We start from the raw sequence: 20,331 nt of genomic DNA, 5'->3' as shown, positions 1-20,331 counted from the left end.
CGTCGCCGCGGGCGCCGGCCTCAGCCGCCGCGGGCGGCGCGCTCCTTCGCGACCAGGTGGGTGGTGATGCGCAGCATGTCTTCCATGGTCTTGCCGGTGACCCGGTACTTGCCGGCGACGACGATGCCGGGCGTGCCGTCGACGCCCGACGCCTGGATGAAATCGTTCGCGTGCTTGATCGCCGCGGTGGTCGCGGCGCTGGCCATGGCCGCCGTGAACTGCGCGGGGGCGACGCCGGAGCCGGCGTAGACGGCGGCGATCGCCTGCGGCGTCGCGGCCTGTGGGTCCAGCGTGCGGGCGCCGTGCAGTGCATCGAACATCGCTTCGTGCGTCTTCGCGCGCACCCCCAGCGACTCGGCCGCGTAGAAGGCGCGCGCGAACGGTTCGGGGTTGGCCCCGAAGAGGCCGGCGACCGGGGTGAACCGCACGTCGGCGGGCTGCCGCGCGCGCCATTCGAGCAGCATCGGCTCGAAGTGCGCGCAATGCGGACAGGTGTAGCTGAAGACTTCGGCGACTTCGATGCGATCGTCGGCCGGGGCGTACGGCTGCGGCTTGGCGAGTTCCACGTAGTCGACGCCGGCGACCGGAGCCGGGCCGACCGGAACGTCCGGGCTGGCCGCGGGTGCGGGCTCGGCGGCGGACGCGGTGCTGGCCTTGGCCGGTGTTGCCTCGGGGGTGGCCGCGGTGTCGGCGCTCGGCGCCTGGCGCGTGCAGGCGCCGAGCAGGAACATCAGCGACAGCAACGGGGCGGACAGCAGCAGGGCCGGACGCAAGGTCATCGCAACATTCTCCGTGGAAGGAACGACGCCCGCAGGCGCTGTTGCCTGCAAGGATACCGGGGGTGGCAGTGCGGGCGTGTATGCGCCGCCGCGGGTCAGCGGCGGCGGGCCTTTGCGGCGGCGCGCTCGCGCGCGACCAGCTGGTCGACGATGCGCAGGACCTCGTCCGGCCTGGCGGTCACGCGGTACTTGCCGGCGACCACCATGGTCGGCGTGCCTTCCACGCCGCTGCGCTGGATGAAGGCATAGGCGCGCTGCATCGCTTCCAGCACGCCCGGACTGCCGAGCGCGGCGACGAAGCGCGCGGGCTGCACCCCGAACTGCGCGTAGAAGGCCGCCAGTTCATCGTCGGTGGGATTGCGCGGCAGCGTGCCGTCCTCGTGCACGGCCCGGAACACGGCCTCGTGCGAACGCTCCGCGATCCCCAGCGACTTCGCGGCGAAGTAAGCCTTGGCGAACGGCGTCCAGTAGCCGCCGAAGGGCGCGGCGACCGGGATGAACTTCACGTCCTTGGGCAGCTTCGCCTTCCACGCCTGCACCGCCGGTTCCAGGTGCGCGCAGTGCGGGCAGGTGTAGCCGAATACTTCGACCACCTCGATGCGGCCGGCGGCCGGCTCGTAGGGCACGCCATCGGCGATGACCTCGTAGTCGCTGCCTTCGACCGGCGCGGGCGGCGCGGCGAAGGCACCGAGGGGAAGCAGCAGGGCAAGCAGGAAGCCGAAACGAAGGGTCATGGGCATGGCCGGAACGGAGAGGCGGACGATGGAGGGCCAACAAAAACGCCGACCGTGGCGATCACGGTCGGCGTATTGAACAACAGCGCGTGCGGCCAGGACCGTGCGCGTGTTGGTGAAGTTCAGTGGGCAGCAGGGGCGGTTTCGGCCGCCACTTCGTCGGCGCGCGGGTGCAGGCCCTGCACGTAGCTGGCGAGCGAGCCGATTTCCTCGTCGGTGAGCTTGCCGGCGACCGTGGCCATCATGTTGAACAGGTGCGGATCCTTCTGCGTGGTGGTGCCGGTGCGGTATTCCTCGAGGCGGCGCTGCACGTAGGCGGCCTGCTGGCCGGCGACGGCCGGGTAGGCCGGACCGGGGTTGCCGGCGCCGACCGGGCCGTGGCAGGCCATGCACGCCGGGATGCCGCGGGCCTTGTCGCCGCTGCGGAACAGCTGCTGGCCGACTTCGAAGAACTTTCGGTCCTTGTTGGCGCCGCTGGCGATCACGCTGTCGTCGGCGACGCCGGCGGCGGCCTTCTGCGTGGCGAAGTAGGCGCCCAGGTCGCGGGCGTCCTGCGCGGTCAGCGCGCTGGCGAAGGGCATCATCACCGCGGCCATGCCGGTGTTGCGCTCACCGCTCTTGAACAGGGCGAGCTGATGGGCGATGTAGCGCTCGGGCATGCCGGCCAGGCGCGGGTACTGCGGATCGGTCGGGTTGCCGTCGAGGCCGTGGCAGGCCGCGCAGGTGCCGGCCTTGGTGGCGCCGGCCTTCACGTCACCCCAGGTCGCCGGCTTCTCGACCAGCGGCGCGGTCTGCACGGGTGCGTTGTCCGGCACCGGGGTGACCGTGGCTTGGGCGAAGGCGACGGCGGCTGCACCCACTGCGACTGCAGTGAGGCCGACGAGGCCGAGGACGCGGGCATGGCGCATGAGGCTGGGCTCCGGGATTGCACTGAGGGGCGCCCGAGCGGGCGCCGAAACCGCGAAATTATCGTTGCGGGGCGCGGGACGGTCAACGCAACACGCGCACGCACGGCGCCGCGCGGGACCGCCGGCGCCCGCATTCCGCCGCGACCGCGGCATCGGCGCCTCCCGGTCCTTGGGCCGACCGGCGGCCGCCGTGCGATCCTGTGCCGCTATGGCCACCGCCCCCAATCCCTTCGCCCGAGCCCGCTACCTGCTGGCCGCGCACAACCCCCGCCAGCTGCCGCCCGATGGCGGCTTCGAAGTCGCCTTCGCCGGCCGCTCCAATGCCGGCAAGTCGAGCGCGCTCAACGCGATCTGCCAGCAGAACGCCCTGGCCCGGGTCTCCAAGACCCCCGGGCGGACCCAGCAGCTGGTGTTCTTCGACATTCCGCCGGTCACCGACAAGTTCCTGGTCGACCTGCCCGGCTACGGCTACGCCAAGGTCCCGCAGGAACTGCAGGCGCACTGGCAGGCCTTCATCGAGAGCTACTTCGCCACCCGCCAGGCCCTGCGCGGCCTGGTCGTGGTGATGGACATCCGCCATCCGCTCAAGGAGTACGACCGGCAGATGCTCGGTTACGCCGTGCGCCGCGAGCTGCCCGCGCACGTGCTGCTGACCAAGGCCGACAAGCTCAGCCGCGGCGCCGCGGCGAACACGCTGCAGGCGGTGCGGATGGAGCTGTCGCGCGCGTTCGGCGACACGGTCGGCGTGCAGACCTTCTCCGGCGAGTCGAAGCAGGGCGTCGAGGAGGCGCGTGGCGTGCTGGGGCGCTGGCTGGAGCTGTAGCACGGTGGTCGTGCGCCCCGGGCAACCCCGGGCGCCGCGTTGCCGCGTTCGCGCAGGTGGACATGATCGAGGGGAAGGGCATGCGCGCGTTCGGATGGGCACTGGTGCTGTTGCTGGGGATTACGTGCGCCGCGGCTGCCGGCGCGGAGAAGGCCGCCGATCCGGCGCCCGATCCCGGCGAGGCCGCGCAACTGCAACGCCTGATGCAGGCGCAGCAGCTCACCGGCAGCGGGCGCCATGACGAGGCGATCGCGCTGATCGACCAGACCCTGGCCTACTACGCGCGCAAGTACCCGGACGGCCCAATGCGCTGGTACGTGGCGCGTTCGCTGGAGGAAACCCTGCTGTACATGGCCAGCGCGGCGTCGGACAAGGCGGGCCGGAAGGGGCAGGGCAAGACCAGCGCGCAGGCGCTCGGCGTGCTGTGGGCCGACGCCTACTACATGAAGGCCTACGCGCAGTACGAACTCGACCAGCTCGACGCGGCCGAAGCCACGCTGGCGCACGCGCTGGCCCTGTCGCCGAGCAATTCGCGCTACCTGTCCGAGCTCGGCAACCTGCACCAGACCCGGCACGAGTGGGACGAAGCGCGCGACCGATACCAGGCGGCCGAAGCCGCCGCCGAGTTCTCGCCCGCGGAGGAACGCATCAAGGACCTCACGCGCGCCAAGCGCGGGATCGGCTTCGTGCTGATCGAGCAGGGCGATCTCGATGCGGCCGAGGCGAAGTTCAAGGAATGCCTGCAGCTCGACCCCGACGATCGGGGCGCGCAGAACGAGCTGGAATACATCGCGCAGCAGCGCGCCAAGGCGAAACCGATCTAGGCAGCGGACGCCGCGAGCCGGCGGCGTCGCGCTCAGTCGTCCCGCGGCGCGATCTCGATGATCGTCGCCGCCTTGCCCGGCAGCGACAGCGTCGCACCCAGCGCCACTGGTTGTCCCGTCAGTGCGTCGCGTCCGCGGCTGCCGGCGGGGATGAACTCACCGAAGCGATCCAGCGCGAGGGCCGTCGCATCCGGATTCTTGTTCAGCGCGACCATCACCACGGGGCTGCCGTGGCCGGGCGTGGGGTCGTAGCGGAAGTACACGTAGACGCCGTCGGCCGGCGCGAAGTGCTGCAGCTTGCCGTGCTGCACCACCGGGGTGCGCTTGCGCCAGTTGAACAGTGCGCGCACGTAGGCCTGGGCAGCGCGCTGCGCCGGCGTCAGCCCCTTGCCGGTGAAGGCATCGCCGGCATCGCCGGCCCAGCCGCCGGGCATGTCGGCGCGTAGCGCGCCGTCGTTGCGTTCGCGCGGGCCCTGCAGCAGCACCTCGGAGCCGTAGTAGAACTGCGGCGTGCCGCGCACCGTGGCGATGTAGGCGATCGCCAGTTTCCACAGGGCGACGTCGCCGTTGAGATGCGCGAGCGCGCGCGGCGTGTCGTGGTTCTCGGCGAACACCACCAGCCGGCCCGGATCCGGATACAGGAAGTCGTTGGCGAGCATCTCGTACAGACCGATCCAGCCGTAGTCCCAGCCTTCCGGTTGCAGCAGCGCGCTGCGCAGGGCGATGTGCAACGGGAAGTCCATCATGCTCGGCATGCAGGGCACGTGGCCGTCGGGATTGGCCTTGCCGCGCTGCCAGTGCGCGACCACCGCCGGGTTCGCGCTCCACTCCTCGCCGACCATCGCGAAGCCGGGATATTCGTCCAGCACGGCCTGGCCCCACGCGCTGAGGAAGTCCTTGTCGGCATAGCCGAACGTGTCCTCGCGGATCCCTGACAGGCCGGCGTATTCGATCCACCACAACGAGTTCTGGATCAGGTAGCGCGCCAGGTGCGGATTGCGCTGGTTGAGGTCGGGCATCGACGGCACGAACCAGCCGTCGGTGAACAACGCCGCGTCGGCCGGCGCCGCATGCGGGTCCTGCACCGTGGTGCGGCGATGGTTGGTCTGCGCGTAGCGGTCGGCGTGGTTGAACCAGTCCGGCGTGGGCGGATCGCGCATCCACCAGTGCTGCGAGCCGACGTGGTTGAGCACCACGTCCATGATCAGTCCGATCCCGCGTGCACGCGCATCGCGCGCCAGCGCGCGCATGTCCTCGTTGCTGCCGAAGCGCGGGTCGGTGCGGTACAGGTCGGTGATCGCGTAGCCGTGGTAGGAGTACTCGGGCTGGTTGTTCTCCAGCAGCGGCGTCGGCCACAGCTGGGTGAAACCCAGGCCGGCGATGTAGTCCAGGTGCTGGCGCAGGCCGGCGATGTCGCCGCCGTGGCGGCCGTCGGGGTTGGCGCGGTCGGCATGTTCCTGCATGCCCGGCGCGCTGTCGTTGCGCGGGTCGGCGTTGGCGAAGCGGTCGGGCGTGACCAGGTAGATCGCGTCGGCGGGGTCGAAGCCACGCCGCGTCGCCGAGCCCGGTTCGCGCGCGTCCAGCCGCCAGGGATGACGCACCGCGACGCGCCCGCCGTCGAGGAAGTCGATGGGAAACCGGCCCGGGGCCGCATCCGGCGCGATGGCGAGCGTGACGAACAGGTAGTTCGGGTTGGCGACGCGGGCGACGTTCGCGACGGTCACGCCGGGTTGCGACACGCGCGGGGTGAGCGTGGCGATGCCGGTGCCGTGCACGAGCAGTTCGACGCGGTCGTGCTTCATGCCGACCCACCAGCTCGCGGGCTCGAGGTGGTCGATCGCGAAGCCGCGCGCCGCCACGCCGGTGCTGAACAGCAAGGTCAAGCACAACGCGAACAGGCGCTTCATGCGCGCTCCCACTTGCCACGCCCGATCGGCGCGGACCGATTCTAGGCATCCGTTGCGGGCACGCGCGGTCGCGGCGCCGGCGTCGCTGGCGATGAAATCGTAATCATCGCCATGCCCGGCCTCCGGCCTAGTGCGCCGCTTCCAGGCGCGGATCCAGCCAGCTCCGCAGGGCGTCCACCAGGGTGTTGATCGCCACGATCAGGGCGCCCACCACCAGCACCACGCCCAGCACCAGGGTGTAGTCGCGGTTGAGCGCGCCCTGCACGAAGTAGCGGCCCATGCCGGGAATGCCGAACACCTGTTCCACCACCGCCGACCCCGTCACCACGTTGATCAGCGCCGGCGACAGCCACGCCACCACCGGCAAGAGCGCCGGCTTGAGCGCGTGCGCGAACAGCAGCCGCGCTTCCGACAGGCCGCGCGCGCGCGCGGCGCGCAGGTACTCCGCCGACAACGTCTCCAGCATCGAGGCGCGGGTCAGCCGCGCGCAGTAGGCGAGGTTGGGCAGCGCCAGTGCGATCACCGGCAGCACCACGTTCCTCCATTCGCCCCAGCCGCCCGCCGGCAGCCAGTGCAATGTCACCGCGAACAGCAGCACCAGCAGCGGCGCGGCGACGAACTTCGGCACCGCCAGGCCGAGCCCGGCGACGAACATCAGCATGCGATCCGTCCACCGGCCCGCGCGCAGCGCCGACCACACTCCCAGCGGGACGCCCAGCGCCAGCGCGAGCAGCAGCGCGAGGCCGCCGTTGAGCGCGGACACCGGCAGCGCATTGGCGACCAGCTGGTTGACGCTGTAGTCGGGGTATTGGAACGACGGCCCGAGGTCGCCGCGCGCGACATCGCCGAGCCAGGCGCCGTACTGCGCGGGCAGCGGCCGGTCGAGCCGGTACTGCGCCGCCAGCGCCGCCTGCACTTCCGGCGGCGCGGCCTTCTCCGCATCGAACGGACCGCCCGGCGCCGCGCGCAGCAGCACGAAACACAGCGTCGCCAGCAGCCACAGGGTGAGCAGCGCCTCGAGCAGGCGCGCGCCCCAGCGCCGCGCGAACGAGCGCCAGGAATGCATCAGACCTGCACGTGGAAGAAGCGGCCGATCAGGCCGGCCGCGCCCATCGCCAGCGCGCCCCAGAAGCACACCCGCAGCGCGCCGCGCGAGGGCGAGGCGCCGCCGGCCCAGGCCGCGGCCGCACCCGACCCGGCCAGCGCGACCAGGGTGGCGATGACGATGGTGGCCTGCAGGTGCCCGGCCGGCGCCAGCAGCACCGCGGCGATCGGCAGCAGCGCGCCGACGACGAACGCCGCCGCCGAGGCCAGCGCCGCCTGCAGCGGGCGCGCGCGCAGCGCCTCGGTGATGCCCAGCTCGTCGCGCGCATGGCTGCCCAGCGCATCGTGCGCGGTCAGTTGCTCCGCGACCTGGTGCGCAAGCTCGGGCGTCAGGCCGCGTCGCGTGTAGATGCCGGTGAGTTCGAACAGCTCGCTGGCCGGGTCCTCCGCCAGTTCGCGCCGCTCCTTGTCGAGGTCGGCGCGTTCGGCATCGGCCTGCGACTGCACCGAGACGTATTCGCCGGCCGCCATCGACATCGCGCCGGCGACCACGCCGGCCACGCCGCTGGCCAGCACCGCGGCGTTGCCCACGCCGGAGGCGGCGACGCCGACCACCAGGCCGGCCACCGACACGATGCCGTCGTTGGCCCCGAGCACGGCCGCGCGCAGCCAGCCCGAACGGCCCGTCCGATGATCTTCTGCATGCCAGCGGCGCATCAGCGTTCTCCCGTGGGTGTCATGGCCGCAACCGCAACCAGCGCGAGGCGTGGCGGTCGAGCGCATTGGCTTCATAGCCGAGCACGCGGTCATCGACCAGGTGCTTGGACGCATAGAAGTACAGCGGAACGACCGCATCCGCATCCAGCAGGCGCTGTTCGGCCGCGTGCAGCCAGGCGTTGCGGGCCTGCTGCGAGCGCGCGGCGTCGGCCTTCGCCAGGCGTTCGCGGAAGCCGGCATCGTCGTAGCCCGTCCAGTTGAGCGGCCCGTCGCTGCCGAACGCGGCGAGGAAGTTGCGCGGATCGGGCACATCGGCGATCCAGCCGCCGCGGAACACCTGGGTGATCGAGCGCTGCTTGCGGTTGCCGACGAACACCTTCCATTCCTCGTTGCGCAGCCGCACCTGCACGCCCAGCACCTCGCGCCACATCGCCGCGACCGCCAGCGCCAATCGCCGGTGCGGCGTGGAGGTGTTGTAGCGCAGCTCGATCACCAGCGGATGCGCCTTGGAAAACCCGGCGGCGCGATAGAGCGCGCGCGCATGCGCCTCGCGCTGCGCCTGCGGCCACGCCGCCCACGGCGTCGCGGCGGGCGTGTAGCCGGCGATGCCCGGTGGCACGATGCCGTACGCGGGGCGCTCGCCGAAGCCGGTGATGTAGCGGGTGAGCTTGTCGCGATCCACCGCCAGGGCGAGCGCGCGACGCAACTGCGGGGCGTCGCGCAGCGGCGGCTGGGTGAGGTTCATCCCCAGCCAGAACGCGCCCAGGTAGGGCGCGATCCGCAACTGCGAACCGAAGCGCGCACGCAGCGCCCCCAGCGGTTGCGGCGGCACCACCTCGGTCAGGTGCAGGTCGCCGGCGGCGAAGCGTTGCAGCTCCGCGGCCGCGTCCTCGGTGACGTGGAAGCGCACGCGCTCGATCGCCACGCTGTCGGCGGCGTGGAAGCGCGGGTTGCGTTCCACCACCAGGTTCGCCTGCGGCGTCCACGCGGCCAGGCGGTACGCGCCGTTGGACACCAGGTGGCCGGGGCGCGTGTGCTGCACGCCGTACTGCGCCACCGCGGGCAGGTACACCGGGAAGGCGATCGGCAGGGTCAGCAACGCGGGCAACGGCGCGCTGCGATCGAGCGTGAACACCACGGTGCGCGCATCCGGCGCGGCCACGCCCAGCGCGGCCGGCGGCAGCGCGCCCGCCTGCACCGCGCGTGCGTTGTGCAGGGCATCGAACAGCTCGCCGAAAGGCGCCGCTGTTTCCGGCGCGAACGCGCGGCGGAAACTGGCCACCACCTGCGGCGCATCCAGCGGCGCGCCGTTGCTCCAGCGCAGGTCCTCGCGCAGGGTGAAGGTCCACGTGCGGCCATCGCCCGACACGCGCCACGCCTGGGCCATGCCGGGGACGAGGCGGCCCTGCGCATCCTCGGTCACCAGGCCTTCGTAGAGGTCGCGCAGGATGTTGCCGCAGGCGACTTCCTGGCAGCGATGCGCATCGAGGGTGGCCGGTTCCGGGCCGTTGCCGCGCTCGAGCTGCGGCGGGGGCGAGGCGAAGGCAACACTGGAACACAGCCACAGCAGCAGGGCGGGCAATCGCGTCATGGGGCCGGGCTATGCTTCATCGATTGCGATGGTAGGGCACCGGCCCCATATCGTCTTCAGCAACAGCGCCCCCAGAGACGGACCTGCATGTCGAGCCCGAGCAACGTCGCCGAATCCCCGATCACCGATCGCCACCAGCTGGTCGACTACCTCGCCAGCGGGAGCCGGCCGCGCGCGGACTGGCGCATCGGCACCGAGCACGAGAAGTTCGGCTTCCGCCTCGACGACCTGCGTCCGCCGGCCTTCGACGGCGAGCGCGGCATCGAGGCGCTGCTCACCGGGCTCACCCGCTTTGGCTGGACGCCGGTGCAGGAGCACGGCCGCACGATCGCGCTGACCCGCGACGGCGCCTCGGTGACGCTCGAGCCGGCCGGCCAGCTCGAGCTGTCCGGTGCGCCGCTGGAGAACATCCACGAGACCTGTCGCGAAACCAACAGCCACCTCGACGAGGTCAAGGCGGTCGCGCAGGAGTTGCAGCTCGGTTTCCTCGGCATGGGTTTCCAGCCGAAGTGGCGCCGCGACGAGATGCCGTGGATGCCCAAGGGCCGCTACCAGATCATGCGCGACTACATGCCCAAGCGCGGCGGCCTCGGCCTCGACATGATGACCCGCACCTGCACGGTGCAGGTCAACCTCGACTTCAGCAGCGAAGCCGACATGGTGAAGAAGTTCCGCGTGTCGCTGGCGCTGCAGCCGATCGCCACCGCGCTGTTCGCCGATTCGCCGTTCACCGAGGGCAAGCCCAACGGCTACCTGTCGTACCGCTCGCACATCTGGACCGATACCGATCCGGACCGCACCGGCATGCTCGACTTCGTGTTCGAGGACGGCTTCGGTTTCGAGCGCTACGTCGACTACCTGCTCGACGTGCCGATGTACTTCTCGTACCGCAACGGCGAGTACGTCGACGCCAGCGGCAAGTCGTTCCGCAAGTTCCTCAAGGGCGAGCTCGACGTGCTGCCCGGCGCGCTGCCGACGCTGCGCGACTGGTCCGACCACATGACCACCGCGTTCCCGGAAGTGCGCCTGAAGAAGTACCTGGAGATGCGCGGCGCCGACGGTGGACCATGGAACCGCCTGTGCGCGCTGCCGGCGTTCTGGGTCGGCCTGCTCTACGACGATGCGGCGCTCGACGCCGCCTGGGACCTGGTCAAGGACTTCAGCCTCGCCGAACGCAATGCCCTGCGCGACGGCGTGCCGAAGCACGCGTTGAAGCTGCCGTTCCGCAATGGCAGCGTGCGCGACCTCGCCCTGCAAGCGCTGAAGATCTCCGCCGCCGGCCTGCAACGGCGCGCGCGCAGCAACCGCCACGGCGCCGACGAGAGCCGTTTCCTCGAGCCGCTGATCGAGTTCGCCGAAGCCAACCAGACCCCGGCCGAGCGCAAGCTCGCGCTGTTCCATGGCGAGTGGCAGGGCGACATCGACCGGGTGTTCCGCGAGTTCGCGTACTAGCAAGCGCTTCGCCCCACCCAGCGCAGGCATCGCCGCGCACAGGCGGGCCGGCAACGTCGCTGTGCACGCCGGCTAGATTTCGTTACACCTGAAATCATGCTGCCGCGCAGCATGATTCGGTCCTAGACTCGGCCGCATGAACCTGCCGAGCGCCGCGGCCATGCCGGCCATGCCCCTGCGTACCGTCGAATTCGCCGCCACCGATACCTTGCTGCGCGAGGACGTCAACATGCTCGGCGCCCTGGTCGGCGAGATCCTTGCCGAGCAGCGCTCGCCCGAGTTCCTCGACGAAGTCGAACGCCTGCGCCGCGCCGCGATCGACCGCCGCGAGCGCAACGCGCCCGCGGCCGAACTCGCGCAGGCGCTGGCCGGCATCGAACTCGCGCGCGCCAGCGACCTGGTGCGCGCGTTCGCCACCTACTTCCAGGCGGTGAACATCGCCGAACGCGTGCACCGCATCCGCCGCCGTCGCGACTACGAGCGCGCCGGCGCCGCGCCGCAACCGGGCGGCCTGCGCGACGTGCTGCGCGGGCTCGCGCAACAGGGCGTGGGCCGCGAGGAGCTGCTGGCGCTGCTGCCGCGCCTGCACGTCGAGCCGGTCTTCACCGCGCATCCGACCGAAGCGGTGCGCCGCGCGCTGCTGAAGAAGGAGCGCGAGATCGTCACCTGCCTGGTCGCTGACATCGACCGCGGCCGCACCCCGGCCGAACGCCGCGCCGACCGCGAACGCATCCGCCTGGCGCTGACCACGAGCTGGCAGACCGCCGAGGCACCCTCGGCCAAGCCGAGCGTCGCCGACGAGTTCCAGCACGTCGGCTATTACCTGTCCGAAGTGCTGTACCGGGTGCTGCCGGTGTTCTACGAGGTGTTCGAGGACGCGCTGCGCGAGAGCTACGGCGATGCGGCCGTGCCCGACGTGCTCGGTTTCGGCAGTTGGGTCGGTGGCGACATGGACGGCAATCCCAATGTCGGCGCCGACACCATGGCCGCGACGCTCGCCGGCCAGCGCGCGCTGGTGCTGGCCGCGTACCGCCGCGACCTGCTCGCGCTCGGCGAAGCGCTGAGCCAGTCGCTGACGCGCGTCGGCGTATCCGAGGCGGTGCTCGCGCGCATCGAGGCCTACCGCGAGCGCATGCCCGCGGCCGCCGCCAAGCTCAGGCCGCGGCATGCGGACATGCCCTACCGCAAGCTGCTGACCTTCGTGTTCGAACGCCTGTGGGCGACCCAGCACGAGGAACCCGAGGGCTACGCCGACGCGGCCGAATTCGATGCCGACATCGCCCTGATCGCCGACAGCCTGCGCGACCACCGTGGCGAACACGCCGGCGGCTTCGCCGTGCGCCGGTTGCGGCGCCGGATCGCCTGCTTCGGCTTCCAGTTGGCCAGCCTCGACCTGCGCCAGGATTCGGCCACCCACGATGCGGCGCTCGCGGCGCTGCTGGACGAGCCGGCGTGGGCGGAACGCAGCGTGGAAGAGCGCACGCACCGGCTGCATCGCCTGCTGCAGGGCGACGACGGCGCGGACGCGCCCGGCAACGCGACCTCGCAGGCCACCCTCGACGTATTCCGCGCGGTGGCCCGGCTGCGCCCGCGCTACGGCGCGCGTGCGTTCGGTCCCTACATCATCAGCATGAGCCGCAATGCCGCCGACGCGCTGTCGGTGCTGGCGCTGGCCCGCATGGCCGGCTGCATCGAGAACGGAAGCGTGCCCTTGGACATCGCGCCGCTGTTCGAAACCGTCGACGACCTCGACGCCGCGGCCGACACGCTGCGCGCGCTGTTCGCCGATCCGCTGTATCGCGCGCACCTCGCCGCGCGCGGCCAGCGCCAGCTGGTGATGCTCGGTTACTCCGATAGCGCCAAGGACGGCGGGCTGCTGGCATCGCGCTGGGCGCTGCAGCGCACGCAGGTGGCGCTGACCCAGCTGGCGCGCGACAGCGGCGTGCAGATCGCGTTCTTCCACGGCCGCGGCGGTTCAATCAGCCGCGGCGGCGGCAAGACCGAGCGCGCGGTGATCGCCATGCCGCGCGGTTCGGTCGACGGCTACCTGCGCCTGACCGAGCAGGGCGAGGTGATCCACCGCAAGTACGGGATCCGCGCGATCGCGCTGCGCAACCTCGAGCAGGCCACCGGCGCGGTGCTGCGCGCGACCCTGCGTCCGCGCGTCGCCGAACCGCGCGAGGCGCGCTGGCGCGCGATCGCGGGCGAACTGGCGGGCGATGCGCGCGCGCACTACCGCGCGCTAGTGCACGACGACGCGCAGTTCCCCGAGTACTTCCGCGCGGCCACGCCGATCGACGTGATCGAGCGCCTGCGCATCGGCTCGCGCCCTAGCAAGCGCGCCGGCGGCGAGGGCGTGCTGCGGCCGCCGGGCATCGCCTCGCTGCGCGCGATCCCGTGGGTATTCGCCTGGGCGCAGAACCGTTCCGGCCTGACCGCGTGGTACGGCGTGGGCACGGCGCTGCACGCCGCGCTGCAGCGGCACGGCCTCGACGCGCTGGCGGAGATGGCGCGCGACTGGCCGTTCTTCAACACCCTGGTCGACGACGTGGAGATGGTGCTGGCCAAGTCCGACCTCGGCATCTTCGAGCGCTACTCGCTGCTGGCCGGCGACCTGCACGCGCGCTTCCATCCCGGCATCGCCGCCGAATTCGCGCGCACCCGCGACGCGGTGTTCGCGATCAAGGGCCGCCGCGACCTGCTCGCCGACGATCCGCGCCTGCGCCAGTCGATCCGGCTGCGCAATCCCTACGTCGATCCGATCAGCCTGTTGCAAGTCGACCTGCTCGCCCGCTGGCGGGCCGGCGGCGGCGAGGACGAGGCGATGCTGCAAGCGCTGGTCGCGACGGTGAACGGCATCGCCGCCGGGATCCAGAACACCGGGTGAAGCCGGGCGCCGGTGCAGGCCCGTCTGAACGCTCCTTGCGCCACGCGCAAGGGCAGGTGGCTCAGGCCTTGGCCAGCTGCAGCGACAGCTGCTTGAGCCGGTCGAGTTCGGGCTTGTTGAGCTTGCGCGCGTAGCCGGGCATGCGCCTGGCGCGCGACAGCACCTGTTCGCACAGGCCGCGCGCCTTGTCCGTCTCGCCCCAGCCCCGCAGTACCTCGGCGTAATGCACGTGCGCCTGGAAGCCGCTGGCATAGCCAACGAGGGTTTCGAATTCCTCGCGCGCGCGGACGCGGTTGCCCTCGGCGGCCACGGCACGCGCATAGGTGAGGTGGCCGTCCTGCGAGCGGAAATCCGGCCGCTTGCGGATCACCGCGTCGAGCAGTTCACGCGCCGGCGTGGCGTGGCCGGCGTCCAGCAGCGCGCGCGCAAGGCGCACCTGGATGTCGGGATCATCGCTGTGGATGCCGCTCAGCGCGGCCTGGTATTGCGGCACCGCCTCGGACGCGCGCCGTGCGGCAAGCAGCGCGTCGGCCAGGCGCAGGCGATTGCCGGTGGTGGCGGCGTCCTCGAAGGCTTCCTGCGCCGCGCGCAATTCGCGGGTCGGGTCGAGCACCTGCTGCACGCCGCGCACCAGCGCATGGCCGTGGCGCGAGTGCCGCATCGACGGCAGCCAGACCATCAGCGCATAGACCAGGCTGCCCACACCCGGAAAGGCGAACAGGATCATCAGCCAATACCGGTCCTGCCCGCTGCGCACGGCATGCATGGCGAAAAAAACCGCGATGACCACGTGCAGGCCGAGGCCGAGGATTGGCATGGCGAAAGGCTCCGTTGCGTGCGCTCCCCGCGCAGCCCCGAAGTGTAGCGGCCGCATCGCCGCAGGTGCCGCATGCGGATGCGACCGCGCGCACAGGCGCGCGATGCGGCGATGCGTCCCTCACAGCCGCGATGCGCGCAGCGGCGTGTCTGCCCACTGCCAGGCCGCGGCCTGGCGCTGCTCGCTGGCCTGCGCGCCGGCGACATCGCCGAGGGCGCGTTGTGCCTGCGCCAGGCCGTACAGCGACCAGCCGTTTTCCGGGTAGGCGACGAGGTCCTCGCGGTAGGCCCGCTCGGCCTCGCGCGCGAAGCCGGCATCGAGCAGTGCGGCGCCCAGGTAGGCACGCACCGGCAGCGGCCAGTCCGCCGGTTCGTTGTAGCTCAGGCGGTCTTCGGCGGCCGCGGCCTCGCGCAGCGCAGCCAGGCCCGCGGCGCGCTGGCCGCGACGCAGTGCGAGTTCACCACGCAGCATCGCTTCCGCCACCGCCAGCACCCGGTCGCCGCTGTTGATGTCGAAGAAGGTGACCTTCGCCAAGCCAGGATCGCGCGCGGTCGCCTGCAGCGCCTGCAGTTCGCGCGTGGCGGCGGCGAGGTCGCCCTTGCGCACCTGCGCGACGCCGCGCGCGAACTGCCAGACGCCGGTGGGATAGGACAACGCCGCGGGCGGTTCCCCCTGCGCGAGGATCGCGTCCCACTGGCCGAAACGGACCTGGGTGTACAGCGGCGCGGCCAGGTACTGCTGCATGAAGCTCAGCTCGTCGAGGCGGTCGTGGTCCGCGCGTCGCGCGGTCTGCGCGGCGGCTTCCAGCGCGAGCGTGCGCGAGCCATGCAGGCCCGCGGTCATCGTCGCGAAGTGCCAGTTGTGCGGGACGTAGCCCAGCGGATACACGCCATTGCTGCCGCGGCATACCGCGAGGAACGCCTTGTCCGCGGTGCTCGCGGCGAAATTGGCGAGCGTGGCGTCGTGGTAGCGCCCGGTGCGGATGTAGATGTGCGCCGGCATGTGCACCAGGTGGCCCGAGCCGGGCGCGAGCCCCGCCAGCGCATCGGCGTAGGCCTCGGCACGCTGCGGCGTGCGCGAGCCTTCGACCGCATGGATGTAGTAGTGCATCGCGCCGATGTGCTGCGGGTTGCGGGCGAGCACGCGCTCGAGCGTCGTGGTGATTGCGTTGGTGTGTTCGGTCGGCGCGCCTTCGCGGGTCCAGTAGGCCCAGGGCGTGAGGTCCATCAACGCTTCCGCGTACAGGGTCGCGGCATCGTCGTCGTCGGGGAAGCGGCGCACCACCTGCGCCATCGCCTGCGCGTAGGCGGCGTCCAGCGGCTTGCGATCGGCCGGTGCGGGGTCGGCGTATCGCGCCTGCAGGGCTTCGATCAGGGCGCGGTCGCGCGGCTGCGCCTGGTCCGCGAGCGCCAGTGCGCGCCGCGCCAGCGAGGTCGCCGCGGCCGCCGTTTCCGCCGGCATCTGCTGGTTGATGTTGGGGCCCAGCACCAGCGCCTGGCCCCACACGCAGAGCGCGCAGCGCGGATCCAGGCGCGCGGCTTCGGCGAAGGCGCGGCCCGCCGCCTCGTGGTTGAACCCGTAGGCCATGCGCAGGCCCTGGTCGAAGTAGCGCTGCGCCTCGGGCACGTCGGTGCCGATGTCGCGATGCAGCGCGCCGAACGTGTCGAACAGGGCGACCGTCGAGGCGGGTGCTGCCTGGCGCGGCGCGGGCGCTTCGCACGCGGTCAGCAGGGCCAGGAGGACCAGGCAGGGCAGGCGCACGGCGAAGGCAGCTGGCATGGACAGGCTCGGGTCGGCGCGACATCCGGGCAAACGCGCAAGCATGGAACGCACGGACACGCACGCCCCTACCGGGCGTTATGCTGCGCTGCCGCCGGAGGGGCGGCTTACGGGGAAACTGCATGAACCGCACTTCGCGCTGGGCGCTGCTTGCCCTGCTGGCCGTCGTGGCCGCCGCACCGTTGTCCGCCCAGAACGTCGGCGCCGTCCGACCGATGGCGGCGCCGAACATCACCGCCATCCAGATCGACTACAAGCAGCAGTGGGAGAAGGAGCGCGAGAAGAACCAGCAGTTGCGCGCCGAGAACTCCTCGCTGCAGTCGCAACTCGCCGAATGGACGCGCAAGGGCGGCAGCCTGGTGCACGCGTATTGCGAGACCCCGACCATGAGCGTCTCCAGCGCCGGCGCCCGCAACGACTGCGCGGCCAGCGGCTACGGCTGCGAACCGGTGAGCGGCCTGTGCCGCACGGTCGCGCGCACCAGCATGGACTGCGCGCCCGGCTTCCTGATGGATGTCGATCACTGCGTGCCGCAGCCGCGCTGAGGTCCGTGGCAGTCCTCGCCTGCACCGGCCATGCCACGCCGGTGCGGCGACGGCCCGCCTGCAAGCGCGGCGGGTCGGCGGGTCGAGCCGCCGCGCCCGGATGAAGTTGCAGGGCCGCGCCCCGGTGGCTCCCGGCCGCCGAAGCGACGCGGGCGCCCGACCCGCCCCCGAAGGATGGCCGCCCAGCGCGTCCGCACGCGTTGTGACCCACATGGGTGTGCGCCCGTTGCGCACCACGGGGAAAGTCCCATGCCGGGTCTGCCAGTCCTCGCATTTGGTCGTGATCGACGCTGGACCGCGCATCTGCAGCGCGTGCTGGCGCCGCGCGGCGAACTGGATTGGTGCGGGGTGTTCAGCGCGGACTCGCTACCCGAAGCCTTGGGACGCCAGGCGATCTGGCTGCTCGATGGCGACGACCTGCATGCCGCGCGCCTGCCCGTGGAAGAAGACGCGGCGCCGCGGATCTACTGCTACCGCCACCCCGACGTGGGCAGCCTGCGCAGCTGCGCCCGCCTCGGCGCCAGCGGCTGCCTGGAGAAGATGGCGCCGCCCGATGTCCTGCTGCGGGGGCTGCGCGCGGTTGAATCGGGCCTGTTCGCGGTGGACAGCAGTTTGCTGACCCGGGCTCTGGCCGCCGAACGGCGCGCGCCGGCGCCGGTGAACAACCTCGGCCACCTCACCGAGCGCCAGCGCGAGATCGTGCACTGGGCCGCGCTGGGCATGAGCAACAAGCAGATCGGCCGCCGCCTGGGCATCAGCCCGGAAACGGTGAAGAGCCACCTGCACCAGGTGTTCGAGCGTGAGGGCATCAGCGGCCGGGTCGCGTTGCTGGCCCTGCACCGGCCGCCGCCCGACGACCGGAAATCCCCGGTCAACGAACCGGTGATGTAACGCCGCTCAAGCGGCCGTGACGTCGCGCAGTTCCCAGCCGCTGCCGGCGAGCAGCCGCAGGCGGTGCTTGAGCACGTTGCCGGGAATCGAACTGGTCACCACCAGCACCACGTGCAGGTCGTCCTGCTGCCCGTCGACCGAGGCATCGGGATCGGTCGCGCCGTAGGACGGATCCACGCCGTCGGGATCTTCCTGGGACGTGCGCCAGCGCTCGAACAACGACGTGGTGCGCAGCGCCTCCTGCAGTTGCGCGGCGAACTCCTCGGCGCCATGCGCATTGAATGCGAGCGCCGGATCCGCGCCGCGTGCGCGTGCCGGATCGGGCAGGCTGATGTAGTAGCGCGTGGCCATCCGGATGTCCCCGTCGTGGAGTCGCTTGCAGCTTAGGCCCGGATTTATGGCGGGCATGTGAACACGAAACGCGCGCACGCCCGGCGCCGGCGCCGGGTCAAAGCTCGATCTTGCCGGTCTCCGCCGCGTAGCCCAGCGCGAGTCCGCCCTTGCCGATGTTGACCATGCCGCTCAGGCTCATCACCGTCTCGAACAGCTCGATGTTGTTGACCACGCAGGCCTGTCGCAACTGGGCGTAGCCCGGCAGTTCGCGCAATTCCTCGAGCACGCCGCCGTAGCTCACGCACATGGTCGGGGTCATCAGCTGGCGCTTGTCGATGCGCGAAACCGCGTGCTCGAACAGCTTCTGCGCGGCCAGGTCGAAGGTCTTGACCTTGCCCACGGGGCCGGTCTCGCCGCGGTTGCAGTGCAGGATCGGCTTGATGTCGAAGGCGGTGCCGAGCTTGGCCGCGAGGAAGCTCACGCTGCGGTCGCCGCGGATGCGCGTGCGTTCGCGCATGTAGTTGAGGTCGCGCGGGATCAGGAAGCCCTGCGTGTGCATGGCCAGGTTCTCCAGGCGCGCGCGGATCTTCGGCGTGCCTTCGCCGGCGTCGCGCAGGCGCACCGCTTCCACCGCCATCACGCCCTGCGCGGCGAACACGTTCTGCGTGTCGATCACGCGCAACGCGAACGGCGAGTTGTTGCCCGCGGCCATGCGCGGGCCCTTGTACTCGTTGAGGATCGCGAAGCTCGCCTGCTGGGCGTTCTCGAAGATCAGGCTGCGCGTCTTCGTCATGGTCAGGCAGAACACGAAGTCGTAGTCGATCACGAGCTTGCCCAGGAACAACTCGCGGATCTGTTCGACGGAGAACGGGCTGCTCTCGGCTTCCCAGCCGCGTTCGGCCAGGTGCGTCTGCAGGAACTGCAGCGCCGCTTCCGGGTTGCGGTAGTCGGCCAGCACGGCCGAACCCATGCGCACGGTGGTCGGGAGGATGGAGATGTTGTGGGCCTGCAGGTAACTTTCCGGCAGGTCGCACGGCGAGTCGACGACGATCCCGATGCGCATTATGGCCTCCCCTGTGGCGGCGCTTTTTTGTCCAAAGTGCGCGCAGCATACGCCCGCGCACTGCCTTGCGCCCGTGAGGGAAGTTGCTTGTGCTGGCGCGTCAGCGCCGCTGCACGCCGATCGGCAACGCGCTTACGCGCCGCATCTCCGGCTCTGCCAGCAGGCCGGGATTGCGCAGTGCAGCAAGCGCGAAGGCATGGGCGTCGTTGCCCCAGAACAACTCGCCGTCCAGGGGTCCGCCAGCGATCGCCAGGGTCGGCACCCCGTACACGCCCGCGGCGATGGCCGCTTCGGTGTTGGCGCGCAGGCGGGTCTTCGCCTCTTCGGCCTGCGCCGCAACGGCGTCGACGCCCAGCGCGGCGGCGACCGGGGCGAGCGCGTCGAAGCTGTCGCCGCTGCGGCCCTGCTGCCAGATCCAGTCGAAGATGGTGTCGACCGCGTGCGCGCTCGCGCCGGCGGCCACGCACAGGCGCAGCGCGGCCAGCGGGTTGAAGGGATGGACGGGCGGAAAGCGCAACGCCACGCCTTCCTGGCGCGCCTGCCACAGCACGTGGCGGTAGGTGAATTCGCGCTTGCCGGGGATCTCCGCCGGCCCTTTCTGCCCGCACGCGGCAAGCACGGCGCCGAACACGATCGGCACGGGCGTCACCGCCTCGGGCATCGCCTTCACCTTCTGCCAGTGCAGGTAGGAGAAGGGCGAGATGAAGTCGAAGTACCAGCGCATCGCCATGGCCTCAGTGCCACACGCCGAGGATCACCCCGTACAGCACGAACTGCAGCACGTGGTAGCCGCCGTCGATCAGCCACAGCTTCAGGCTGCGCTGGGCGAAGGCATAGTTGATGCCGAAGCTGGTGGCGACGAAGGCGACGCCGATGAGCGCGCCGTGGTGCACGGCCAGCGGCAGCGACGGGTCCGGGCCGAGCAGGACCGCGAAAGCGGCGGCGGCCACCAGCGCCAGCACGAACGCACTGCCGAACACGCGGGCCGGATGGCGCGGCGCGGAATTCGGGTCGATGCCGGCTTCGCGGCACCACGCGTGCTTGAACAGCGGCCCGTACCAGAGGCCGCCGAGCACGAAAGCGGAAGCGGCCGCGGCCACGACCGCCAGCCAGTTGATCTCCATGGACATGCCGGTTCCCCCGTGAACCCCTTTAGGAGGCGCCAGCATACGGTGGCGCGCCCGCTTGCGGTGCCGCACGCCGGGGCGGACACTGCCTTGCGGCCAAGTCGGAGGTG

General features: G+C 71.2%; 19 protein-coding genes. 6 read left to right on the top strand and 13 right to left on the bottom strand.

Features of this window, described 5'->3' with window-relative positions:
* Positions 1–20: 20 nt before the first annotated feature.
* The 3 genes from BP05_RS13805 to BP05_RS13795 form a co-directional block, all read right to left on the bottom strand.
* Positions 21–779: a thiol:disulfide interchange protein DsbA/DsbL gene (locus BP05_RS13805; RefSeq protein ID WP_496364409.1), complete on the bottom strand. Its 759-nt coding sequence runs from the start codon at positions 777–779 to the stop codon at positions 21–23.
* 95 nt (positions 780–874) lie between these two features.
* Complete coding sequence (locus tag BP05_RS13800) at positions 875–1,519, bottom strand: thiol:disulfide interchange protein DsbA/DsbL (RefSeq protein WP_496364408.1); 645 nt, start codon at positions 1,517–1,519, stop codon at positions 875–877.
* Between the two features lie 116 nt (positions 1,520–1,635).
* Positions 1,636–2,421 (bottom strand): c-type cytochrome, encoded by a 786-nt coding sequence (locus BP05_RS13795; protein ID WP_496364406.1) that lies wholly within the window; start codon positions 2,419–2,421, stop codon positions 1,636–1,638.
* Between the two features lie 208 nt (positions 2,422–2,629).
* On the opposite strand from BP05_RS13795, the gene yihA reads away from it, so the two are divergent.
* Both yihA and BP05_RS13785 read left to right on the top strand, forming a co-directional pair.
* Positions 2,630–3,244: a ribosome biogenesis GTP-binding protein YihA/YsxC gene (yihA, locus tag BP05_RS13790; protein WP_496364404.1), complete on the top strand. Its 615-nt coding sequence runs from the start codon at positions 2,630–2,632 to the stop codon at positions 3,242–3,244.
* Between the two features lie 80 nt (positions 3,245–3,324).
* Positions 3,325–4,068, top strand: a complete 744-nt coding sequence (locus BP05_RS13785; RefSeq protein ID WP_496364403.1) for a tetratricopeptide repeat protein — start codon at positions 3,325–3,327, stop codon at positions 4,066–4,068.
* 32 nt (positions 4,069–4,100) lie between these two features.
* Here BP05_RS13785 and BP05_RS13780 read toward each other — a convergent pair whose 3' ends face one another.
* The 4 genes from BP05_RS13780 to BP05_RS13765 form a co-directional block, all read right to left on the bottom strand.
* Positions 4,101–5,975, bottom strand: coding sequence for a glycoside hydrolase family 13 protein (locus BP05_RS13780; RefSeq protein ID WP_496364401.1), 1,875 nt, complete (start codon positions 5,973–5,975; stop codon positions 4,101–4,103).
* Positions 5,976–6,102: 127 nt separating this feature from the next.
* Complete coding sequence (locus tag BP05_RS13775; protein ID WP_496364400.1) at positions 6,103–7,041, bottom strand: ABC transporter permease subunit; 939 nt, start codon at positions 7,039–7,041, stop codon at positions 6,103–6,105.
* Positions 7,041–7,736, bottom strand: a complete 696-nt coding sequence (locus tag BP05_RS13770) for a VIT1/CCC1 transporter family protein (RefSeq protein WP_496364398.1) — start codon at positions 7,734–7,736, stop codon at positions 7,041–7,043. Before BP05_RS13770 ends, BP05_RS13775 begins: the two co-directional genes overlap by 1 nt.
* A gap of 19 nt (positions 7,737–7,755) precedes the next feature.
* The gene (locus BP05_RS13765; RefSeq protein ID WP_496364397.1) at positions 7,756–9,327 is read right to left on the bottom strand and encodes a peptide ABC transporter substrate-binding protein; all 1,572 of its coding nucleotides are present in this window, start codon (positions 9,325–9,327) and stop codon (positions 7,756–7,758) included.
* Between the two features lie 87 nt (positions 9,328–9,414).
* Between BP05_RS13765 and BP05_RS13760 the strand changes: the two genes are divergently transcribed.
* Together BP05_RS13760 and ppc are read left to right on the top strand one after the other, a co-directional pair.
* A complete protein-coding gene (locus tag BP05_RS13760; RefSeq protein WP_496364396.1) occupies positions 9,415–10,779 on the top strand; it encodes a glutamate--cysteine ligase in 1,365 nt (454 codons plus the stop codon).
* Positions 10,780–10,915: 136 nt separating this feature from the next.
* Positions 10,916–13,666: a phosphoenolpyruvate carboxylase gene (gene ppc / locus BP05_RS13755; RefSeq protein WP_496364395.1), complete on the top strand. Its 2,751-nt coding sequence runs from the start codon at positions 10,916–10,918 to the stop codon at positions 13,664–13,666.
* A 61-nt stretch (positions 13,667–13,727) separates the two neighbouring features.
* Here the strand turns inward: ppc and BP05_RS13750 are convergent, their stop codons facing one another.
* Both BP05_RS13750 and BP05_RS13745 read right to left on the bottom strand, forming a co-directional pair.
* Positions 13,728–14,483 carry a tetratricopeptide repeat protein gene (locus BP05_RS13750; protein ID WP_496364394.1) on the bottom strand — a complete coding sequence of 252 codons (756 nt, stop codon included), beginning with the start codon at positions 14,481–14,483 and terminating at the stop codon, positions 13,728–13,730.
* Between the two features lie 120 nt (positions 14,484–14,603).
* Positions 14,604–16,262, bottom strand: a complete 1,659-nt coding sequence (locus BP05_RS13745) for a hypothetical protein (RefSeq protein WP_496364393.1) — start codon at positions 16,260–16,262, stop codon at positions 14,604–14,606.
* A gap of 122 nt (positions 16,263–16,384) precedes the next feature.
* Here BP05_RS13745 and BP05_RS13740 point away from each other — a divergent pair, with 122 nt between their 5' ends.
* Complete coding sequence (locus BP05_RS13740; protein ID WP_496364391.1) at positions 16,385–16,807, top strand: hypothetical protein; 423 nt, start codon at positions 16,385–16,387, stop codon at positions 16,805–16,807.
* A gap of 249 nt (positions 16,808–17,056) precedes the next feature.
* Positions 17,057–17,698: a LuxR family transcriptional regulator gene (locus tag BP05_RS13735; RefSeq protein ID WP_496364390.1), complete on the top strand. Its 642-nt coding sequence runs from the start codon at positions 17,057–17,059 to the stop codon at positions 17,696–17,698.
* A 6-nt stretch (positions 17,699–17,704) separates the two neighbouring features.
* On the opposite strand, the gene BP05_RS13730 is transcribed toward BP05_RS13735, so the two are convergent.
* The 4 genes from BP05_RS13730 to BP05_RS13715 all read right to left on the bottom strand — a co-directional run bounded on the left by BP05_RS13730 (position 17,705) and on the right by BP05_RS13715 (position 20,224).
* The gene (locus BP05_RS13730; protein ID WP_496364388.1) at positions 17,705–18,049 is read right to left on the bottom strand and encodes a hypothetical protein; all 345 of its coding nucleotides are present in this window, start codon (positions 18,047–18,049) and stop codon (positions 17,705–17,707) included.
* Positions 18,050–18,146: 97 nt separating this feature from the next.
* The gene (locus tag BP05_RS13725; RefSeq protein WP_496364387.1) at positions 18,147–19,094 is read right to left on the bottom strand and encodes a DegV family protein; all 948 of its coding nucleotides are present in this window, start codon (positions 19,092–19,094) and stop codon (positions 18,147–18,149) included.
* A gap of 100 nt (positions 19,095–19,194) precedes the next feature.
* On the bottom strand, positions 19,195–19,824 hold the full coding sequence (locus tag BP05_RS13720) for a 2-hydroxychromene-2-carboxylate isomerase (protein WP_496364386.1): 630 nt from the start codon (positions 19,822–19,824) through the stop codon (positions 19,195–19,197).
* Between the two features lie 4 nt (positions 19,825–19,828).
* Positions 19,829–20,224 (bottom strand): DUF1761 domain-containing protein, encoded by a 396-nt coding sequence (locus tag BP05_RS13715; RefSeq protein WP_496364385.1) that lies wholly within the window; start codon positions 20,222–20,224, stop codon positions 19,829–19,831.
* Between the last annotated feature and the right edge of the window lie 107 nt (positions 20,225–20,331).

The sequence above is a fragment of the Lysobacter oryzae DSM 21044 genome (assembly GCF_059568595.1).
Note: the sequence above shows the minus strand (reverse complement) of the source record. Positions and strands in the feature narration are given on the sequence as shown.

What these genes read in the sequence shown, in the direction of transcription:
- BP05_RS13805 (WP_496364409.1), bottom strand. Translation starts at nt 779, where the DNA reads ATGACCTTGCGTCCGGCCCTGCTGCTGTCCGCCCCGTTGCTGTCGCTG.
- BP05_RS13800 (WP_496364408.1), bottom strand. Translation starts at nt 1,519, where the DNA reads ATGCCCATGACCCTTCGTTTCGGCTTCCTGCTTGCCCTGCTGCTTCCC.
- BP05_RS13795 (WP_496364406.1), bottom strand. Translation starts at nt 2,421, where the DNA reads ATGCGCCATGCCCGCGTCCTCGGCCTCGTCGGCCTCACTGCAGTCGCA.
- yihA (WP_496364404.1), top strand. Translation starts at nt 2,630, where the DNA reads ATGGCCACCGCCCCCAATCCCTTCGCCCGAGCCCGCTACCTGCTGGCC.
- BP05_RS13785 (WP_496364403.1), top strand. Translation starts at nt 3,325, where the DNA reads ATGCGCGCGTTCGGATGGGCACTGGTGCTGTTGCTGGGGATTACGTGC.
- BP05_RS13780 (WP_496364401.1), bottom strand. Translation starts at nt 5,975, where the DNA reads ATGAAGCGCCTGTTCGCGTTGTGCTTGACCTTGCTGTTCAGCACCGGC.
- BP05_RS13775 (WP_496364400.1), bottom strand. Translation starts at nt 7,041, where the DNA reads ATGCATTCCTGGCGCTCGTTCGCGCGGCGCTGGGGCGCGCGCCTGCTC.
- BP05_RS13770 (WP_496364398.1), bottom strand. Translation starts at nt 7,736, where the DNA reads ATGCGCCGCTGGCATGCAGAAGATCATCGGACGGGCCGTTCGGGCTGG.
- BP05_RS13765 (WP_496364397.1), bottom strand. Translation starts at nt 9,327, where the DNA reads ATGACGCGATTGCCCGCCCTGCTGCTGTGGCTGTGTTCCAGTGTTGCC.
- BP05_RS13760 (WP_496364396.1), top strand. Translation starts at nt 9,415, where the DNA reads ATGTCGAGCCCGAGCAACGTCGCCGAATCCCCGATCACCGATCGCCAC.
- ppc (WP_496364395.1), top strand. Translation starts at nt 10,916, where the DNA reads ATGAACCTGCCGAGCGCCGCGGCCATGCCGGCCATGCCCCTGCGTACC.
- BP05_RS13750 (WP_496364394.1), bottom strand. Translation starts at nt 14,483, where the DNA reads ATGCCAATCCTCGGCCTCGGCCTGCACGTGGTCATCGCGGTTTTTTTC.
- BP05_RS13745 (WP_496364393.1), bottom strand. Translation starts at nt 16,262, where the DNA reads ATGCCAGCTGCCTTCGCCGTGCGCCTGCCCTGCCTGGTCCTCCTGGCC.
- BP05_RS13740 (WP_496364391.1), top strand. Translation starts at nt 16,385, where the DNA reads ATGAACCGCACTTCGCGCTGGGCGCTGCTTGCCCTGCTGGCCGTCGTG.
- BP05_RS13735 (WP_496364390.1), top strand. Translation starts at nt 17,057, where the DNA reads ATGCCGGGTCTGCCAGTCCTCGCATTTGGTCGTGATCGACGCTGGACC.
- BP05_RS13730 (WP_496364388.1), bottom strand. Translation starts at nt 18,049, where the DNA reads ATGGCCACGCGCTACTACATCAGCCTGCCCGATCCGGCACGCGCACGC.
- BP05_RS13725 (WP_496364387.1), bottom strand. Translation starts at nt 19,094, where the DNA reads ATGCGCATCGGGATCGTCGTCGACTCGCCGTGCGACCTGCCGGAAAGT.
- BP05_RS13720 (WP_496364386.1), bottom strand. Translation starts at nt 19,824, where the DNA reads ATGGCGATGCGCTGGTACTTCGACTTCATCTCGCCCTTCTCCTACCTG.
- BP05_RS13715 (WP_496364385.1), bottom strand. Translation starts at nt 20,224, where the DNA reads ATGTCCATGGAGATCAACTGGCTGGCGGTCGTGGCCGCGGCCGCTTCC.